The sequence below is a fragment of the Pseudooctadecabacter jejudonensis genome (genome assembly GCF_900172275.1).
In the GTDB taxonomy this organism is placed as follows: Bacteria; Pseudomonadota; Alphaproteobacteria; order Rhodobacterales; family Rhodobacteraceae; genus Octadecabacter; species Octadecabacter jejudonensis.
This window is the reverse complement of record NZ_FWFT01000001.1, coordinates 252,633-270,153: the sequence shown is the minus strand read 5'-3', so window position 1 is coordinate 270,153 and position 17,521 is coordinate 252,633. Positions and strand designations below refer to the sequence as shown.

At 59.3% G+C, this 17,521-nt stretch carries 17 protein-coding genes, 1 tRNA gene and 1 other RNA gene; 4 read left to right on the top strand and 15 right to left on the bottom strand.

What is annotated here, in order from left to right; all coding sequences use genetic code 11:
* Window positions 1-114: 114 nt before the first annotated feature.
* On the bottom strand, window positions 115-1,194 hold the full coding sequence (gene recA / locus PSJ8397_RS01310; protein ID WP_085862758.1) for a recombinase RecA: 1,080 nt from the start codon (window positions 1,192-1,194) through the stop codon (window positions 115-117).
* A 182-nt stretch (window positions 1,195-1,376) separates the two neighbouring features.
* Here recA and PSJ8397_RS01305 point away from each other — a divergent pair, with 182 nt between their 5' ends.
* On the top strand, window positions 1,377-1,976 hold the full coding sequence (locus PSJ8397_RS01305) for a sulfotransferase family protein (protein WP_085862757.1): 600 nt from the start codon (window positions 1,377-1,379) through the stop codon (window positions 1,974-1,976).
* A 71-nt stretch (window positions 1,977-2,047) separates the two neighbouring features.
* Here the strand turns inward: PSJ8397_RS01305 and PSJ8397_RS01300 are convergent.
* The 14 genes from PSJ8397_RS01300 to PSJ8397_RS01235 form a co-directional block, all read right to left on the bottom strand.
* Window positions 2,048-2,137: transfer RNA gene (locus PSJ8397_RS01300), tRNA-Ser, on the bottom strand.
* 174 nt (window positions 2,138-2,311) lie between these two features.
* Window positions 2,312-2,692, bottom strand: a complete 381-nt coding sequence (locus tag PSJ8397_RS01295; protein WP_143515312.1) for a hypothetical protein — start codon at window positions 2,690-2,692, stop codon at window positions 2,312-2,314.
* Window positions 2,689-3,408, bottom strand: coding sequence for an alanyl-tRNA editing protein (locus tag PSJ8397_RS01290; RefSeq protein ID WP_085862755.1), 720 nt, complete (start codon window positions 3,406-3,408; stop codon window positions 2,689-2,691). The genes PSJ8397_RS01295 and PSJ8397_RS01290 overlap by 4 nt, the downstream gene beginning before the upstream one ends.
* Window positions 3,405-5,918, bottom strand: a complete 2,514-nt coding sequence (locus PSJ8397_RS01285; protein ID WP_235000535.1) for a DUF3772 domain-containing protein — start codon at window positions 5,916-5,918, stop codon at window positions 3,405-3,407. The genes PSJ8397_RS01290 and PSJ8397_RS01285 overlap by 4 nt, the downstream gene beginning before the upstream one ends.
* Window positions 5,915-6,952, bottom strand: a complete 1,038-nt coding sequence (locus PSJ8397_RS01280; RefSeq protein WP_085862754.1) for a cysteine synthase A — start codon at window positions 6,950-6,952, stop codon at window positions 5,915-5,917. Before PSJ8397_RS01280 ends, PSJ8397_RS01285 begins: the two co-directional genes overlap by 4 nt.
* Window positions 6,953-7,039: 87 nt before the next feature.
* Window positions 7,040-8,161, bottom strand: a complete 1,122-nt coding sequence (locus PSJ8397_RS01275; protein WP_085862753.1) for an NUDIX domain-containing protein — start codon at window positions 8,159-8,161, stop codon at window positions 7,040-7,042.
* Window positions 8,161-8,601 carry a TrgA family protein gene (locus PSJ8397_RS16775; RefSeq protein WP_143515311.1) on the bottom strand — a complete coding sequence of 147 codons (441 nt, stop codon included), beginning with the start codon at window positions 8,599-8,601 and terminating at the stop codon, window positions 8,161-8,163. The genes PSJ8397_RS01275 and PSJ8397_RS16775 overlap by 1 nt, the downstream gene beginning before the upstream one ends.
* A gap of 51 nt (window positions 8,602-8,652) precedes the next feature.
* A complete protein-coding gene (locus tag PSJ8397_RS01265; protein WP_085862752.1) occupies window positions 8,653-9,864 on the bottom strand; it encodes an SAM-dependent methyltransferase in 1,212 nt (403 codons plus the stop codon).
* A gap of 120 nt (window positions 9,865-9,984) precedes the next feature.
* The gene (locus PSJ8397_RS01260; protein WP_085862751.1) at window positions 9,985-11,406 is read right to left on the bottom strand and encodes a cryptochrome/photolyase family protein; all 1,422 of its coding nucleotides are present in this window, start codon (window positions 11,404-11,406) and stop codon (window positions 9,985-9,987) included.
* Between the two features lie 135 nt (window positions 11,407-11,541).
* Window positions 11,542-12,525: an acryloyl-CoA reductase gene (acuI, locus tag PSJ8397_RS01255; protein ID WP_085862750.1), complete on the bottom strand. Its 984-nt coding sequence runs from the start codon at window positions 12,523-12,525 to the stop codon at window positions 11,542-11,544.
* A gap of 54 nt (window positions 12,526-12,579) precedes the next feature.
* Window positions 12,580-13,680: a dimethylsulfoniopropionate demethylase gene (locus PSJ8397_RS01250; RefSeq protein WP_085862749.1), complete on the bottom strand. Its 1,101-nt coding sequence runs from the start codon at window positions 13,678-13,680 to the stop codon at window positions 12,580-12,582.
* A 6-nt stretch (window positions 13,681-13,686) separates the two neighbouring features.
* Window positions 13,687-14,187 (bottom strand): DinB family protein, encoded by a 501-nt coding sequence (locus PSJ8397_RS01245; RefSeq protein ID WP_235000534.1) that lies wholly within the window; start codon window positions 14,185-14,187, stop codon window positions 13,687-13,689.
* A complete protein-coding gene (locus tag PSJ8397_RS01240) occupies window positions 14,184-14,894 on the bottom strand; it encodes a DUF1326 domain-containing protein (protein ID WP_085862748.1) in 711 nt (236 codons plus the stop codon). The genes PSJ8397_RS01245 and PSJ8397_RS01240 overlap by 4 nt, the downstream gene beginning before the upstream one ends.
* A gap of 11 nt (window positions 14,895-14,905) precedes the next feature.
* Complete coding sequence (locus PSJ8397_RS01235) at window positions 14,906-15,667, bottom strand: DUF2182 domain-containing protein (RefSeq protein ID WP_143515310.1); 762 nt, start codon at window positions 15,665-15,667, stop codon at window positions 14,906-14,908.
* An 80-nt stretch (window positions 15,668-15,747) separates the two neighbouring features.
* On the opposite strand from PSJ8397_RS01235, the gene PSJ8397_RS01230 reads away from it, so the two are divergent.
* The 3 genes from PSJ8397_RS01230 to ssrA all read left to right on the top strand — a co-directional run bounded on the left by PSJ8397_RS01230 (window position 15,748) and on the right by ssrA (window position 17,290).
* Window positions 15,748-16,476, top strand: a complete 729-nt coding sequence (locus tag PSJ8397_RS01230; protein ID WP_085862747.1) for a FadR/GntR family transcriptional regulator — start codon at window positions 15,748-15,750, stop codon at window positions 16,474-16,476.
* Between the two features lie 45 nt (window positions 16,477-16,521).
* Window positions 16,522-16,875 (top strand): DUF4345 family protein, encoded by a 354-nt coding sequence (locus PSJ8397_RS01225; RefSeq protein WP_085862746.1) that lies wholly within the window; start codon window positions 16,522-16,524, stop codon window positions 16,873-16,875.
* A 67-nt stretch (window positions 16,876-16,942) separates the two neighbouring features.
* Window positions 16,943-17,290: a transfer-messenger RNA gene (ssrA, locus tag PSJ8397_RS01220) on the top strand.
* The last annotated feature ends 231 nt before the right edge of the window (window positions 17,291-17,521 follow it).

The window sequence follows — 17,521 nt, the reverse complement described above, 5'->3', positions numbered from 1 at the left end:
GTCTTTGTTTCACAAATATCCCGGGGGAGTCCGCAGGACGGGGGCAGCGCCCCCCAAAAACAACAAAGCCGGCCCCGCAGGGGCCGACCATTGTCGAACATAACGAACTGGACCTTAGTCCTCCAGCAGTGCGCCGTCGTCTTTTTCTTCGGCGTTGGGTTGGAAATCGAACTCCAGCCCATGGGCCGCACGGATCTTGTCCTCAATCTGCAGCGCGGTGTTGGCGTTCTCTTTCAAATAGGTCTTGGCGTTCTCACGCCCCTGCCCGATCCGTTCGTCCCCGTAGCTGAACCACGACCCCGACTTCTCGACCACACCGGCCTTTACACCCAAATCCAACAGCTCACCCATCTTGGAGATGCCTTCGCCATACATGATGTCGAATTCCACCTGCTTGAACGGAGGCGCCACCTTGTTCTTGACGACCTTCACCCGCGTCGCATTGCCCACGACCTCATCGCGGTCCTTCAACGCCCCAATGCGACGGATATCCATCCGGACGGAGGAGTAGAATTTCAACGCATTGCCGCCCGTTGTCGTCTCGGGTGAGCCAAACATCACACCAATCTTCATACGGATCTGATTGATGAAGATCACCGTGCAGTTCGTGCGGTTGATCGACCCTGTCAGCTTGCGCATCGCCTGAGACATCAGTCGCGCATGCACCCCGACAGAGCTGTCGCCCATATCGCCTTCAAGCTCGGACTTGGGCGTCAGCGCCGCAACGGAATCGACGATGATCATAGATACAGCACCAGACCGCACCAGCGTGTCCACAATCTCCAACGCCTGTTCGCCTGTGTCAGGCTGGGAAATCAGCAGCTCATCAAGGTTAACACCCAGCTTTTTGGCATAGGTCGGGTCCAGCGCATGTTCGGCGTCCACAAAGGCACAAACACCGCCCTTTTTTTGCTCCTCGGCCACACAATGAAGCGTAAGCGTGGTCTTACCTGAGGATTCCGGCCCGTAAATCTCAACAATACGCCCCTTAGGGATGCCGCCAATGCCAAGCGCAATATCAAGGCCCAACGACCCGGTGGAGGTCGATTCAATCTCCTGCACGGCATTGCCGCCCAGCGTCATGATGGATCCCTTACCGAACTGTCGTTCGATTTGCGCCAGGGCTGAATCCAGCGCCTTTTGTTTGTCCGCGGATTTCTTGTCTGCCATGTTGAAAAGCTCTGCCGTTGCCATGATTTGCGTCCTTATCCCACGCCCGCTGAGGGGCTGCAATTGATTGCTTCGTTCACCTCTTGTTCTCATTCTTATGAGATCAAAATAGGAACATTGCAATTAAAATCGTTCATGTCCCATCTTCCCCGCCCAAAGGTTAAAGAGTAGTTTACACAGCAGAAGCAGGAAGGATTGCAGTTCAGGTGCTTGTTTTTGCAAAAGAAAAGCTGGTCTTTTTGGCGGTGCCCAAAACCGGAACAACTGCACTTGAGGCCGCTTTGGCACCCCACGCAGATGTCGTCATGCGCAATCCACCGAATCTAAAACACACACCGGCCTATCGCTATCACCACCAATTGAAGCCGTACTTAGCGGGCTCCGGGCTGAAAGATCTCGAACTGGTGTGCATCTTGCGCGAACCCATCAGCTGGTTGGGCAGCTGGTACAGATACCGCGGTCGCGCAGATAAGGATGGCGCGCCCAACAGCACCAAAGGCATTTCATTCGACGACTTTTGCAATGAATACGCCAAAGGATCGCCCGCAATTTATGCGGATAAATTGGGCTATCCGCCGAAATTCATTCGCAGACGCAGCGGTGACATGATTATTGATCACCTGTTTCAATATGAACAGATGGACAAGGCCGTGGGCTTTTTCGAAGGGCGGCTTGGCGTCAGTCTGTCGCTTGAGCGCCGCAATGTCTCGCCCACAGGTGATCTGACCCTCAGCGACAAAACCGCCGCCAAACTGCGCCGCAAACGGGCGCAAATGTTCGAAGATTGGCACACCGCGCACCGCTAGACCCACTCTAAACTTCCGGAAATTTAGAGGCCGCGTTGGCGAACTTTTGCGTCAAATTCAAAGGGGGGAAGTGGCGGACAGGAAGGGATTCGAACCCTCGAGACGGTCTCCCGCCTACGCACTTTCCAGGCGCGCGCCTTCGACCACTCGGCCACCTGTCCGAGGCGGGGTGTAGCCAAGAATGGGGGATGGGGGCAAGGGCTAAATCAGGATTTTTCTGAACTCGGGTGCGAAATGTTCAAAGGCCCTGATTTCCCACACCATCGCTCATCGAAGGCGAGGGATTTTAAGCCGCGACCCGGCCCTGCGGGGCGAGTTTTTCGGGTCAGATGAAGTCAGGGCGTACGATGGCTGCGCGCTGCGGTCAGAAACAGGACGCCGAGGATCACCTCTGTGCCAGCGGCCACCAGTATATTCCAAGTGGCCGTCCCTGTTAGATAGTGAAAGACGCCAGTGCCCGCGACCCCAAACCACACCAATGCCGCGAGCATAGCAAAGCGGGCCGCGAAGGCCCCTTGGGGCAGAGAGCTCGCCAGCAGCAAAAGCGCGCCTAACCCTATGATTGCGGGCGACAGACGTTGGGCGGCAAAGGGCATGTTGATCGGGTCATAGAGGGGCACATAGAGCGACAGATAGACATGGGGTGCCACCAACAGCAGCACGCCCAAGGCAAGGGCGAAGACACCGGTGATGCGGAACACCCAAAGATACATCATGTCGTCAAATGCACATAAACACGGCGGTTCTGTTTGCCCTTCTTTTCGATTTTGCCAATGCGGATCGGCCCGATCTCGGATGTGTAGCGCACGTGGGTGCCGCCGCAGGGCTGCAGATCGGCGGTGTTCTCGCCTTCCCCAATGCGGACCAGCCTGATGTGTCCCGCACCTTTGGGCGGGGCGACGGACATGGTTTTCACGAGGCCGGGGTTGGCCTCAAGCTCGCTTTGCGTGATCCATTCATCACGGACCACGAAATCGCAGGCGATCAGCTTGTTCAACGTGTCTTCCAGCGCGGCCTTGTCCTCGGGCGGGTCGACCATATCGAAATCCAGACGCCCCTTTTCGGCGCTGATGGACCCGCCCGTCACAGGCAGCGGCACGACCACTGACAACAAATGCAGCGCCGTGTGCACCCGCATATGCCGGTGGCGTCGTTCCCAGTTGAGCATTTGCATGACCCGCGCGCCAACAGGCGGCAGCGGGTTGGGTTCGGCGGGCACCAGGATGATGCTCCCCCCCTCGCCCTTCACGGTCGTTGCGATGTCTATCTGACCGCCCTGCCAACTCAGCGTCCCGCTGTCGCCCGGTTGTCCACCGCTGGTGGCATAGAAAATCGTGGCGTCGAGAATGATCCCGCCCTCATCGGTGACGGCAAAAACCTCAGCCGAGGCGTCGCGCAGATAAGCGTCTTCGATGAAGGTCTGTTTGGTCATGCCTCGCCGTCCCCCTCTGGCGTGTCGGCTCCGTCGTTGTCTTTTTGCGCAGCGTTGGTCGGTGTCTGCGGGGCCCCGTTGCTGTAGGTCAACGTCTCAGGATTTCGCAGCCAGACATCCCGCTGGGCAAACGGGATTTCAATCCCTGCCTCGGCAAAGCGCGCGTTGATCGCGTGGTTCATATCGGAATGCACCGCCATGACCCAGTTCACATCCCGCAGAAACGCGCGGATCTCAAAATCAAGACTATCCGCCCCGAACCCGCGAAACAGCACGGACGGCTCTGGACGCGCCAGCACCATGGGGTGATTTTGCGCAATGTCCGACAGGATCTTATGCACTTTGTCCGTGTCGGTGCCGTAAGCCACGCCCACGGGCACGATCACACGGCCCACATTGTTGCCACGGGTCCAGTTCGTGACCTGCCCGCTGACCAGATCGGCGTTAGGCACGATGACGTCGGTCTTGTCGAAGGTTTCAATCCGGGTGGAGCGCACGGAGATATCGCGCACATAGCCCATGCGGTCGCCGACCTCGATCCAGTCGCCTTCGCTGATGGGCCGTTCGATCAACAAAATAATGCCCGCCACAAAGTTGCTGACGATGGTTTGCAGGCCAAACCCGATGCCCACAGACAAGGCACCGGCCACAATGGCCAGCCCGCTAAGATCAATACCAGCCGTCGTGATGGCGATCAGCGCGGCAAGGAAAATCCCCACATACCCCATGCCCGCCACAATCGCGTTTTGCCCGCCGATATCCAGTTTCGTGCGCGGCAGAACCGTCGACCGCAGGGCGGCCTGAATAAGCCGCGTCACGGTATAGCCGATGATAAAGATAATCAGGAACGTGAGGAACGACGTGGGCGAAATGCGCGTCGCACCAATGGCAAAGCCCTCGCGGAACCGCGCCCACAATTCGGTCAAGTCAGTGACTTGCGCGCCCCAGATCACCGCAAGGATCGGCAGGGACACAAGGATCAGCGCAAAGCCGATCAGCACGGGGATCAACGCATCTTGGGCGGCGTTTTCATTGGACGACAGCAATGTATACCCATCGACCGACAGCCGCTGCAGAATCAACAAGATGCCCAGCACATAAAGCGTCACCCCCGCCGGAAACACGATGGCGCTGAACGCCAGCGGATAGCCCAAACAGGCCAGCAGAACCGCCACAATGGCCGCGCCTTTCAGCCCTCGGCTGGCCATCCCGCGCAAGGATTGCCGAAACGACCGTGCCGCGTCTGCGTCTTCGTCAACACGGTCGCGGCGCAATGTATGCCCCAACCAGAAGACCGACCAACTCAGAAGCGCACCCATCGGCAGCATAACAACCGAGGCCGCCTGCCCGCCCAGCGTATTCAGCGACACAAACAGATCGAGATATGCAAACGCCATCAACGCATAGCCCGTGAGAACAAACCGACGACTGGCCCGGGCGGACCGATCTTCATCAAGCTTGAGAGGATGGTCATCCGCCGTCCGCCCGCTGGGCAACAAAAGGCCCGACAACCAATGGGCCAGGATCGGGAACAACCCGTATTGGGGCAACGCCGCCACCAGATCAGACGTGCGGCGGCCCAGCATATTGGACAGCTCCAGCGCCTCGGAGAGCGCAACAAGCCCCAAAAACGGGATGATAATCTGGCCCAGGGACAGCACAAACCGCACGACCCCCTGACCGCGCCGTGTGCGGGCCACCAACACGCCCTCAAGCTGGCCAAACCACGCCCGCCCCCGCATGACCAACACCAAGGCCACCCCCAACAAGGCAAGAATGGCAGGCAGGTTGCGGGTGAAATCCTCACGGCGACTGGGGGTGCTTTGTCGGGTCGTGACCTCAAACGCGGTCGAGGTCACGCCGCTGACAAAGGCGCTGATCGCAGGCCCCCATGTGGTGGGCACCAAGGGAGAGGTCAGCCGTTCCGTAAATTGCTGCGCCTGCCTGTCGCGCACGATGGCATCGATCTCCCCGATCAGCCCGTTGGCGCGGGTGTAGGCCTCATCCGCCAGCCGTGCGGGGGCGCGCAATTCTTGCAGACGTTCGGTTAGGGCGGCGCGGCGGGCAATCACCCGCGGGTCTTCTTCGCCTATGTCCGGCGCTGTGCCCAAGGCGTCGATCTGGTCTTGCACCGTGGCGATGCGGGCGGAATTTGTGGATTGCCGCGCCAGAAAGATATCGCGCCAGTCCACCAATTCAACGCGCAGATCAGCCAACGCAGCGGAGGTCGTTTGACCCGCCTGAATGGTTTCGCCAGCCTCTTGGCTGAACGCCTCCCACTCTGGCAGGTCTTCAAAGACGGCTGGCAAAGCGGCCGCTGCGGCGGCTTGTTCGTCCGTCAGCTCAACCGCGCCTTGATCGGTGGGCGTTTCGTCTGTGGTGGCCTCCTGCTCTGCGGATCCGGTCAGATCGTCCAATACGCCCGTGGACTGTGCCACGGCCTGCGGCGGCACCACAGCCAACGCCACCCCAAGGATCATCGCCACACATATGGCAATCCGTAAGATCATACGTCTTCCATCACCGACGGGATATCGCGGGCGGGCCGGTCCAACCATTCGGGAACAGGCAGGCCCTTTTCGCGCAAAAATTCCGGATTATAGAGCTTGGATTGATACCGCGTGCCATAGTCACACAGGATGGTCACAACCCGATGGCCCGGCCCCATGTCGCGCGCCATGCGCACAGCGCCTGCGATATTCACACCGCTGGACCCGCCCAGACACAACCCCTCGTCCGCCAGCAGATCAAACACGTAAGGCAACGCCTCGGTGTCGTGAATGTTGTAGGCGAAATCCGGTTTCAGGTTCTCAAGGTTCTTGGTGATGCGCACCTGCCCGATGCCTTCGTTGATCGACCCGCCTTCGGTCATCGTCAGCTCACCCTTGGTGTAGTAATTGTAAAGAGCGGCCCCATCTGGATCCGCCAGCCCGATCTTGACCCCCTTGGGCTGCAACACCTCAGCCACGCCCGCCAATGTCCCGCCGGACCCAACAGCGCAAATGAACCCGTCGACCTTGCCGCCGGTCTGATCCCAGATTTCAGGCCCTGTGGTTTCAACATGCGCCTGACGGTTGGCCACGTTATCAAACTGGTTGGCCCAGATGACACCTTCATTGCTGGTGCGGGCCAGTTCCTTGGCCAGCCGTTCCGAATAGCGCACGAAATTGTTGGGGTTGCGATAGGGGGCGGCAGGCACTTGCACCAACTCAGCCCCAGCAAGGCGCAACATCTCTTTCTTTTCTTCTGATTGCGTCTCAGGGATGACGATGACGGTCTTGAACCCCATGGACGCACCAACCAACGCCAGCCCGATACCGGTGTTGCCTGCCGTGCCCTCAACGATCGTACCACCGGGGCGCAACGCGCCGCGTTCAATCGCGTCGCGGATGATAAACAGCGCCGCGCGGTCCTTGACAGACTGGCCAGGGTTCAAAAACTCCGCCTTGCCCAAAATCTCACATCCCGTGGCCTCGGACACAGCATTGAGACGGATCAGGGGCGTGTTGCCGACAGTCTCGGCGAGATCGGAACGGATGGTCATGGGCGCGCCTTTCATTGCATTGGGTCCGGTGTATTGGACGCAACCCATGGCTTCAAGCAGAACGCGCCCCCTTGCGAGGGCAGCACGCTAGGCGGCCTCAGCCTTCAGGCGTTCACGGTTGCGCGCCAACCAGTGCCCCGCCACCAACAAGGGCAGCAGGTTGAACCGACCGGACGACAGGCCCTGATCAAATTCGTCCCACTCCATGACGTGCGACCGGATGTCTTCGGCCTCATCCTCAAGCCCGCCGATGTGCGCGGCCACATCGGGCAGATCGCATTCGCCCACGTAAACAAAGAAATGTTCCGTCGTGGTGCCGGGGCTTGGGTAGGCCGCAGACACCGTATGCAGCGCCCGCACGTCCACGCCCGCCTCTTCGCGGGCCTCACGGCGGGCGGCCTCCTCCGGCCCCTCACCGGGATCAATCCGGCCCGCGATGGGTTCCACCGTCCAAGGGTTCGGATCACCGCGCATATAGGCGCCAGGCCGGAACTGTTCGACAACCATCACACGGTCGCGCACCGGATCATAGGGCAGCACGATGGCGCAATCGACACCCACAAAAACCGACCGGCTGACCGGCTCCGACATGGACCCGTCAAAACGGCGGAACGCCAAATCCATCTCCTGAACAGTGAAAAAGCCTGAATACGCCTTGCGTGCCTCAATCACCTGAACATCATCGCGGCCCAAATCGCCCTTTGCGGCCTCACGCATGGCACGCTGACGCGACGCTGCCCGCGCCATCATTTGCGGATACTGCACGCCCATCTCACGCGGGGTGAATTCGCCATAAAGGCCCATGGCTTCGCGCGCGGTCAGCGTTGTCACCTCCCCGTAGGCGGCAGCCCACCCGCCGAAATCCCACGGCTTGGCTGGCTCCCACCGGCCCTCTTCGGGCATATAGGCTGTGACATCGCGCTGGGCTCCGGTCTGATCGGTGACCGTAAAAGCAACCCGATCATACCCGAAAGCCTTTTCATAAAAATCGAGGCGCATAAGCGCCTCATCGTCCAGCCCCGACAGGATAATCCCAGACGCCACCGCATCCACCTGCGCAGACATCATAGGAAACACCTGTCCGGCCACACGGTCCACCCCGTGCCCGTCTCTGGTGGCGGGGGTACACTTCTGCGCCACCGCCGCGTCCCCGCTGACCACCTCTAGCAAAGGAAGATGCAGCAACGTGCCGAAAATAAACAGATCCATCAGGTAAACCTGCGCCCAAAAAACTCAGTCACCAGGCCACCCACAAGGCCGCCCACCAACAGGGTTGAGATGATTTCAGGCGTGGCCATCATCATCCCGTGTTCGATGAACAGCGCAAACACATCCGTCACAGCCTCCCCCGCGCCGTCATAGCGTTTGCGCAACGACAGCTCGATCATCACAAAGAACGAGTTGAAGAAAAGCCCCATCACGACCAACGCCACCAAAGTGGTCAAACCGTAACTGATCGCCGACACATAGCCCGTGCCTGCCCGTGGCCCCGCCACCTTCCATCCCACAAACAAGCCAATCGCGGTGTTCAATTCCTGAAACCAGCCCAAATTCGTGCCTTCGGGAAACAGCGGCATGATCAACAAAGAGACATACCACGCCAGCGCCCCGAAACAGATCGCGCCGACCAAACGTCCAAATGTTGGCATATCCCTGCTCCCGATTTTTATGTGGCGCGGCCCCGCACCTCTCTCGGGTGCCTAGTTGGTGGGCTTTGTCACCGTAATTTGCGTTACATCGCAAATACCCCCGCGGAAGGCCCCCGCGCAAGATGTAAGGTAAAAGTTCCACATCCGCTTGAACCGCTCATCAAAGCCCAGATCAGCCACATGATCCCACTTTTCGTTAAAGGTCTCATACCAACGGCGCAGCGTTTCCGAATAACTTTGCCCGAATTCCACACTCTGCGTGACCTCAAGCCCCGATGTGCGGATCACATCGCGCAGGATCGTGGGCGCAGGCAACATGCCACCCGGGAAGATGTATTTCTGAATGAAATCGACGCCGCGTTTATAGACGTGCCACCGGCGGTCCTGCACCAAAATGATCTGGAACGTGCCCCGTGCGCCGGGCTTCAGCCGGTCGCGGACAGTGTCAAAATAGGTGGGCCAATATTTCTCACCCACGGCCTCGAACATCTCGATGCTGGCGATGCCGTCATAGGTGCCGGTCTCATCGCGGTAGTCCTGCAGCTTGAACTCCACCATGTCGGAAAGCCCAGCCTTTTCAATGCGATCCACGGCGTAGTTATACTGTTCTTGGGAAATCGTCAGGCAGGTAACGCGCAGCCCCCGCTGGCCTGCGGCGTATTCCGCAAACCCACCCCAACCGCAGCCGATCTCAAGCACATGATCCCCGGGCTGTGCGCCCATCTCATCCACCATAGAGGCATATTTCTGCGTCTGCGCCTTTTCCAGATCCTCTTGGCCCGTCTCATATTTGGCCGACGAATAGGTCATCGTGTCGTCCAGCCACAGCCCGTAGAAATCATTGCCCAGATCGTAATGGTAACTGATGTTCTTTTTGGCCTGCCGCTTTGAATTGCTCTGCAACCAGAACCGCAGTTTTTCATACGTCCGCACAAGGCCCTGGCCCGGGAACCCATCGTAGATGTCTTCCGCGTCGTCGCTGACCAAATCCATAAAGGCCATCAAATCCGGCGTGGACCACCACCCGTCCATGTAGGCCTCCGAAAAGCCCAAATCGCCCTCACGGATCAGGCGCGCGAACAGATCGGGGTTGTGAACCTCAATCACCGCCACATAGCCTGGCTCAGGCGCTTCGGCGCGAAAGGTCCGCCCGTCTGGCAAAATAAAATCTACCCGCCCGCGCTTAAGACCTTTGGACATGGCAAAGACCTGTGGGAAATAGCGGGGCAAATTGGCCTGCCCGTCCGTCGTGGTAAGGATCATCAGAATTCCAAGTTGTTGTTTTCTTTATTGAGATACGCAAGACGCGCGAGATCGGTTTCGCAATTGTTAACGAAACCGCAGAAAACTGTCACGCGTTACGTGTCACATTAAATTGACAACTCAAAAGTCGCGGTTTTCATAGGCCTCAAGCGCCCGTTTGCGCCCCTCTGACGCCTCAACGATCGGCTTGGGATAGTCATCATCCGGTGACATGGGCCAGCTTTCGGGGATGGCGTTAAAATAAGACAACGCCGTGTCGCTGGGGCTGCCATACCGCTCCGCGATCCATGTCTTGCGATACTGTCCGTCCCGGTCGAATTTCTCCACCTGAGTGTCTGGATTGAACACGCGGAAATACGGCGTTGCATCCGGACCAGACCCCGCCGACCACTGCCACCCCATGGCGTTGCTGGCAGGGTCCCAGTCAATCAGGCAGTCCTCAAACCACTTCATCCCGATCTTCCAGTGACATAAAAGGTGCTTTGTCAGATAGGACGCCACAATCATGCGGCCGCGGTTGTGCATCGTGCCGGTGACATACATCTCACGCATGGCCGCATCGACAAAGGGCAGCCCCGTGCGCCCCTGTTTCCACGCCTTCACCTCCGCCTTGCGTTCATCCTCGTTCCACGGGAAGGCATCCCAATCTTCTTTCCAGTTATCCGTTGTGATGCGCGGGGTATGATGGGCCAGATGATAGGCAAATTCACGCCAGACCAGCTCTTTGCAAAAGGTCTCCGCCCCCTTTTTGCCTTCGGCCATCCCACGCCGGCCTGCATGCCAACAAGTGGCGGGGCTGATCTCTCCGTAGGTCAGGTTTTCGGACAGTCGCGATGTGCCATCCACGGACGGCAAATCACGGTTGGTGTCATAGCCCTCCACCTTATGGGCCATAAACGCGCCGAGCCGCCCTCGCGCGGCCTCCTCACCCACACACATATGGGGGGCCAAAACGGCCGCCCCCCGCCGCATCGCGTCACCCAACCCCCAATCATCCAGATCATCGCTTTCGGGCCAATCCGCAGGGGCGGGAATATCATCGGGGGCGGGCACTGGGGCCGCCACATCGCGGTCGCGCACCATCTTCCACATGGGCGTAAAGACCTTGTAAAACCCGCCGGTTTTTGTCTCCACTGTCCAAGGTTCAAACAGCAAATGACCCGCGAAGGATTTCGCCTCAACCCCGTCGTCCTTCAAAGCCGCCTTAACCTTGGTGTCGCGCGCCTTGGCCTCAGGATCATACAAACGGTTCCAATACACGGCCTCAGCTCCCGTTTGCGCGATGACCTCCCGCAACACGTCCAAAGCCGCGCCGCGCCGCAAGATCAAACGCGACCCTGTTTCGGCCAAAGCCCCCCCAAAAACACGAACCCCTTCGCCAAGACGAAACTTCGGCGCGGCCCCGTGGCCTTCCACCACCTCATCGCAGATAAACAGCGGTATCACAGGCCGCCCGGTGTCGACAGCCGCCGTCAACGCCCCATTGTCGCTCAGCCGCAAATCACGGCGGACCCAATAAATCACAGGTGTCGCGGATGTCATGTCGGGGGCTCCTTCGCTTTGGCCGGAACCTAACCCGCCAAAACGATGCGCCAACCCTTCATCTGACCAAAAAACTCAAATCCGCCGGCCAGCGATCAGGCGCGGCACCTGACGGCACCGCACCCGTTTGCCAAATCAGGCGTTCACGTCAACGACAACACGCCCCTTGACCTGACCCTTCAGGATATCGCGCCCCAAGCCAGGCAGATCAGACAAGGTGGCAGGCTGAACCATCGCCTCCAGCTTCTCCATCGGCAGATCCTGCGCAATCCGTGCCCAGGCCCGCACACGATTGTCATAGGGCTGCATGACGCTGTCGATGCCCAACAGGTTCACGCCGCGCAGCAAAAACGGAATGACGGTGGCAGGCAAAGCCGCCCCACCGGCCAGACCCACAGCCGCAACAGAGGCCCCGTATTTCATCTGCCCCAGCAAACGCGCCAACATCTCACCGCCCACAGCGTCCACGCAGCCGCCCCAGGTCTCCCCTTCAAGCGGACGCTTGGTCGTTTCGTTCAACTCCTCACGGGCCACGATCTGGGTGGCACCCAGCGAGGTCAGATAATCCGCCGTCTCAGGGCGGCCCGTCACACCCGCGACCTCATGCCCAAGATTGGCCAAGATGGCCGTTGCCACGGACCCAACACCGCCAGCGGCGCCCGTCACCAAAACTGGCCCGTCCTTGATACCGTGATCCTCAAGCGCCATCACGGCGAGCATGGCAGTGAAACCAGCCGTGCCCACCGCCATCGCCTGACGCGTGTCCAACCCTTCGGGCAAAGGCACCAACCAATCGGCCTTCACCCGCGCTTTTTGGGAATATCCGCCCCAATGGGCCTCGCCCACGCGCCAGCCTGTCAGCACAACCTTGTCACCGGGCTTGTAACGGTCATCGTCCGACGTCTCTACGGTGCCCGCAAAATCAATGCCCGGCACATGGGGATAATTGCGCACCAATCCCCCCCCGGGGCCGATGCACAGACCGTCCTTGTAATTGACCGTGGAATACTCGACCGCGACCGTGACCTCACCGGCGGGCAAGACGTCCTCACCGATCTGTTGCACGGATGCAGAGGTCTTCCCCTCGTCGTTCTTTTCAACCACCAAAGCGTTAAACATATCGTTCTCCTGTGTTTGCGGGCCTGTCTAAAATTCCGGAATTTTAGACCCGCGCTAAATCCAGAATGTTTCGTGTACAATGGCCGGAAAAACGCCGGCCTGCGTGACCACATCCAAATCCGTCCCCTGATCCCAGTGGGTCAACCGGACCATGCCAATCCCGACATTCTGTTCGAAATCAGGGCTGTAGGCCGCAGAGGTCACCTGCCCCACCTGGCGTTGCCCGTCCATCAGCGGCCAAGCCCGATCACAGGGCGGCAAATCGCCCTCAATCCGGATTGCGCGGATCTGTTTGACGGGGCCTTCCTTACTGACGCGCAACAGCGCATCGCGGCCCACGCATCCAATCGCCGTCTGGGTCGAACAAAACCGCCCCAGTCCCGCCTCATGCGGGGTGTTTTCGCGGGTCATGTCGTTGCCATAAGACAGCAAACCGCCCTCGATGCGCTCAATCAGGTTGGGGCAACCGGCATGCACGTCAAGATCACGCCCGGCCTCCATCAAGGCATTCCACAACGGCATCCCGTTCTCGGACCCTTCGACATAGACCTCAAATCCGCCCTGTTTCGAATAGCCAGACCGCGCCACGACATGGTCTTTGCCACCAAATTCAAACATCCCGTAGCGGAAAAACTTGATGTCGCGGACCTTGTCGCCAAAGACCCGTGCGGCCAGCTCATCGGCCAGAGGCCCCTGAATGGCCAAGGGCGACACATCCGGTTCATCGACCAGAACATCCATGCGAAGACCGTAGGCCAAACCCTTGATCCACAACAACAAATCACTGTCCGCAATCGACACCCAATAGCGATCCTCCGCCAGCTTGACCGCCACCGGATCATTGAGCATCCCACCGGTTTCATCCACCATCGGCACATAATAACACATGCCCGGCAACATGCCCCGCAGATCACGCGGCGTCAGCATTTGCATCAAACGGCCCGCGTCCGGCCCGCGAATTTCCACCTGTCTCTCGACAGCGACATCCCAGACCTGCACAGCGGTCTTCAAATGCCGGTAATCCTCAACCACCGACCGAAACACCGTGGGCAGAAGCATCCGGTTGTACACCGTATAGCCCTTGACCCCAGCCGCCTCGACACCCTCAGAGAACGCCGTGCGACGCACGCGGCGCGAACCTGCAATCGTTGCCATATTTCCCTACTCCGCCATCAAAGAAAGATCAGTGTCGATGGGCGTCTGGCCCGCCGCCGTCATCATCGCGTGGATCTGGCCACGGTGATGGGTCTGATGATTGAAAAAATGAACTGCACACAGCGTCTTGGGGTCCCGCATGGTTTTGTCCAGCATCGTGGAATACCACTCCAGATCGCCCGTCAAATCGACCTCTTTCAGCCCTGCCGCCCAAGTGTTGATCCGCCCGTCCGTGATAAACCGCAAACGGTCCCACTCTGCTTTGTTGGGCGTCATGTCGCGGTGTTGTGCGGCGGGCACGTCCGGCGGGTCACCGGCCCCAAACCGGCTCAGCCACAAGATATCCGCCCACAGAACGTGGTTCAGCGTGCCAAAGATCGACCCGAAAAAAGCGCCGCGATCCAGCCGCAACTCTTCTTCATCCATCGCCTTAATAAGGTTGCGCAAGCCATTGTTTTGCCACTGGTTATACTGCGCCATCGTCCGGCAGTACTGGCCTGTGATCATGGCTTGGGGCCTTTCCAGTCAATCGGGCAAATCTCTGCCGACATACCGCCAAAGTCCCAAACACGTCCGTAATCACGCACCTTGGATTTCAAACCCTTGGCCGCAATGATGTCCGGCCCCATCCAGTATTTGGAATTTGTGATCATGACCGGATGATCGGGATTGCCCCCATCGATCATCTCAATCTCACCGGCAATCTTGCGCCCGATGTAAAGGCCGCGCTTTTTGCCGTCCCGCACGATTTCGACCTTCTCCCGCTCCGCCCCGATGATCTCGGACACAAGGAAGGTGAACAGCCCTGTCGTCCCACCTGCCTGCCCCGAAAAGATCTTGAGCAAGCCGTTATACGCCTTCTGCGTGGACCGTTCATCCACGTAAGCCGCCACGCGCCAGTTGCCTTCGCCCATACGGCCCGGAATATCGACCAGCAGGCCCACGTTCAGCCCGGCCAGATCCTCGCCCTCAAAATGCCCCTCATCAATGGCAATGGCCATCCACGCATGGCAGTGCCCTTCGGTGGGTGGATGCGCGCCAAGAGACACAACGCAAGGGCAAAACACCGTGCAAGAGCAGTTCAAAAACAGCTCGCCCTTGATGGCCCATTCCGTGGGCTTCATCTTGCGACGCAACGGATTGCTTTCCATTTTGCTGTCGATGCGCTGCGACACAGGCAACTTATCAGACGGTGCGCGGTCCTTCGTGGCCATGGGCCTCTCCTTCACAGATACGCCCAAACGGGCAAAACGATGCCAGCCGCGATCAAAACGACCCCAGCAGGCTTTGTGATAACATGGCCGATGCTCGGCACTTTTTCCAAAATCATAAACACAGTGGCCAGCCCCATCCAAAGGAGCGACATCACACCGCCGACAAACCCCAGCGCCATAAAGCCCCAACAGCAGCCCACGCAAAACGCGCCCAGCCCAAGCCCCATGCGCAGCCCGCCCCCGAACCCGGTGCGCCAATGGCCCACAAAATACATCATCGGGCTGTGGCAAACCCCATGGCAAATCTCCTTCGCCCGTGTGAACTGATACGCCCCCACCGCGATCAGCAAAGCCCCCGCCAACAGCGCTGAATGCGCAATGCCAAGCGCATCAATCGCACCCGCCGCGATCAGCCCCACCTGCACGACAGAAATCAACGCCGCAAAGCCGACCCACACGATGAAATAGCCCAGCAGCACGCCCGTCCAGCCGGCACGGGTGCCATTGGCGCTCACCATCAGGTCTTCGTAGCTGCGCAACGTGGGCACCAAGGTCGGCAACATCATCGCCGCCATCATGATGGCCCACATGGGAAACAAGACCCCAAACGTCACCATCGGCATCATGTTCTCGCCCACGGGCCGCCCGATCAGATCAAGGCCGGACATAATGGCCATCATGTACATCACCGCCCATGCCAGCACGATTGCCGCAAAAAACGCAAGCCAAAGGACCGAACGTGCGTTCAACAAGGATGTCACTCTGGTTGTCATGCTCCAGCGCCCTCCCAAGCGGCCTGAATCAGTGCCAAATCATTTGCCAACTAAATGTCAGACGTTTAAATGTCTGACAAATGAAAAATGCACCTGACCTCTCCGCCCAAATCGCAAAATCCATCCGTGATGCCATTGTCTCCGGTGACCTGGACGTCGGCGACCGCCTCCCAAGCGAGGCTGAGCTCAGCGACCAATTCAACGTCTCCCGCTCCACCGTACGTGAGGCGCTCAAACGCCTCGCGGCCCAATCGCTCATTCGCACCCAGCGGGGCGCCACGGGCGGCGCCTTTGTGAACAAACTGCGGTTTGAGGACGCCTACGGCCAGCAAATCACCACCTCCGCCCTGCTGCTGAGCATGAATGCAGTTGATTTCACCACCGCATGTGAGGCGCGCTTTGCCCTTGAACGTGCCTGCGCGCCCCTGTCCGCCCAACGTCGCACCGCGGATCATCTGGCCACAATGCGCGCCGAAATCACCCGCCAGGCCCAGCCGGGTCTTACGGATGAGGCCTTCTGCGCCTCCGACGTGGCCTTTCACCGCGCGCTGGTGGATGGGGCGGGCAATCCGGTGCTCAGCTACCAACTTGCCGGCGCGGTTGAGGCGATTGAACCGCTGATGAACATGATCACCTTCACCGCGCGCTCGCGCGACCAGATCGTAGCCCTGCATCAAGGTCTTGCCGACGCGCTTGAGGCCCGCGATACAGACGCCTTGGTCACGGGCCTCGACACGCTGGCGCATTACACCGCAGATCTCGGTGCCACCGTCGCGGCAAAACAGAAAACACCACAAAAAGGGAACTGATCCGCCCCGTCTCACGTATCCCCCCATATCGCCGCAGAGGATCCCATGGATTACATCAACATCGCCATCGCCCTTCTCACCATTGCCTTCGGTGCATTCGGCTTTCTGGCCCCCCGCTACACGGCGGGCGCTCTGGATTTGGAACCCACAGGCTCCACCATGGGGCTGAGTGAACTGCGCGCAGGCTCAGGCGGCCTGTTTGTCGCCATGGGCCTCTGGTGCCTCATCACACTGGACCCGGTGGCGTATTTCGCCCTCGGTGTGGCCTATCTTGGCGCAGGCGCAGGCCGCGCGCTCTCCATCGTCACCGACAAGCCCCCCTTTAAAAAAGCCCTCGTCTTTCTGGCCTTCGAATGGCCCCCCGCGGCCTATCTGATGTGGGCCAACTGGCCCGCCTGACCCGCAGGCCAACGCCCATGATCGGGCACACCGCCCCGTTTCGCTGTTTCAAAAATATGCAAATCCCCCCTTTGCAACCCCGCGCCACGCTCCCTATATAGGGATTGTCCTTCGGGACTATGAACATAAACGCGCTCGTAATAAGCGGATCGGACCCGGGGGCGGTACCCGGCGTCTCCACCAAAAACCTTCATTTGGGGTGTGCGGGGACGAAACAGGATCGACGAACGTCTAAAGGGGTTAGCTTTGTTTCGGTGAGATACCACCGTTATCGGTTCATCTAAGCTAGTTGCAAATGACAACAATGCTCCGGTTGCACTCGCAGCGTAAGCTGTGCGGAATACCGAAAATTAAGCCCTAGGCCCTAGCAGGTCTAGGCGGGGTTCGCAGGCACCTGGCAACAGAAGCCTGCACTTCCCCCCCCCTGCGTTTGATGACCTCTCCCGCCACCCATGCCTGTCGTTGGTGCCCCCTGCCTGGACCCCTGCGGCAACAGAAGCCTGCACTTACTCCCCCTTCGTTTGATGACCTCTCCCGTTCCCTGTCATTGCCCCCAGCCACCAAGACTGTTCTACATCAGCCCGCGCACGTCCAACGGGTTGAGGACCGCAAGGGACGAAACACCCCTCTTTTCGATGCGCAAAAT

Bases quoted from the DNA above. Each gene is read 5' to 3' on its own strand.
- recA (WP_085862758.1), bottom strand. From the start codon at position 1,194: ATGGCAACGGCAGAGCTTTTCAACATGGCAGACAAGAAATCCGCGGAC.
- PSJ8397_RS01295 (WP_143515312.1), bottom strand. From the start codon at position 2,692: ATGATGTATCTTTGGGTGTTCCGCATCACCGGTGTCTTCGCCCTTGCC.
- PSJ8397_RS01290 (WP_085862755.1), bottom strand. From the start codon at position 3,408: ATGACCAAACAGACCTTCATCGAAGACGCTTATCTGCGCGACGCCTCG.
- PSJ8397_RS01285 (WP_235000535.1), bottom strand. From the start codon at position 5,918: ATGATCTTACGGATTGCCATATGTGTGGCGATGATCCTTGGGGTGGCG.
- PSJ8397_RS01280 (WP_085862754.1), bottom strand. From the start codon at position 6,952: ATGACCATCCGTTCCGATCTCGCCGAGACTGTCGGCAACACGCCCCTG.
- PSJ8397_RS01275 (WP_085862753.1), bottom strand. From the start codon at position 8,161: ATGGATCTGTTTATTTTCGGCACGTTGCTGCATCTTCCTTTGCTAGAG.
- PSJ8397_RS16775 (WP_143515311.1), bottom strand. From the start codon at position 8,601: ATGCCAACATTTGGACGTTTGGTCGGCGCGATCTGTTTCGGGGCGCTG.
- PSJ8397_RS01265 (WP_085862752.1), bottom strand. From the start codon at position 9,864: ATGATCCTTACCACGACGGACGGGCAGGCCAATTTGCCCCGCTATTTC.
- PSJ8397_RS01260 (WP_085862751.1), bottom strand. From the start codon at position 11,406: ATGACATCCGCGACACCTGTGATTTATTGGGTCCGCCGTGATTTGCGG.
- acuI (WP_085862750.1), bottom strand. From the start codon at position 12,525: ATGTTTAACGCTTTGGTGGTTGAAAAGAACGACGAGGGGAAGACCTCT.
- PSJ8397_RS01250 (WP_085862749.1), bottom strand. From the start codon at position 13,680: ATGGCAACGATTGCAGGTTCGCGCCGCGTGCGTCGCACGGCGTTCTCT.
- PSJ8397_RS01245 (WP_235000534.1), bottom strand. From the start codon at position 14,187: ATGATCACAGGCCAGTACTGCCGGACGATGGCGCAGTATAACCAGTGG.
- PSJ8397_RS01240 (WP_085862748.1), bottom strand. From the start codon at position 14,894: ATGGCCACGAAGGACCGCGCACCGTCTGATAAGTTGCCTGTGTCGCAG.
- PSJ8397_RS01235 (WP_143515310.1), bottom strand. From the start codon at position 15,667: ATGACAACCAGAGTGACATCCTTGTTGAACGCACGTTCGGTCCTTTGG.
- PSJ8397_RS01230 (WP_085862747.1), top strand. From the start codon at position 15,748: ATGAAAAATGCACCTGACCTCTCCGCCCAAATCGCAAAATCCATCCGT.
- PSJ8397_RS01225 (WP_085862746.1), top strand. From the start codon at position 16,522: ATGGATTACATCAACATCGCCATCGCCCTTCTCACCATTGCCTTCGGT.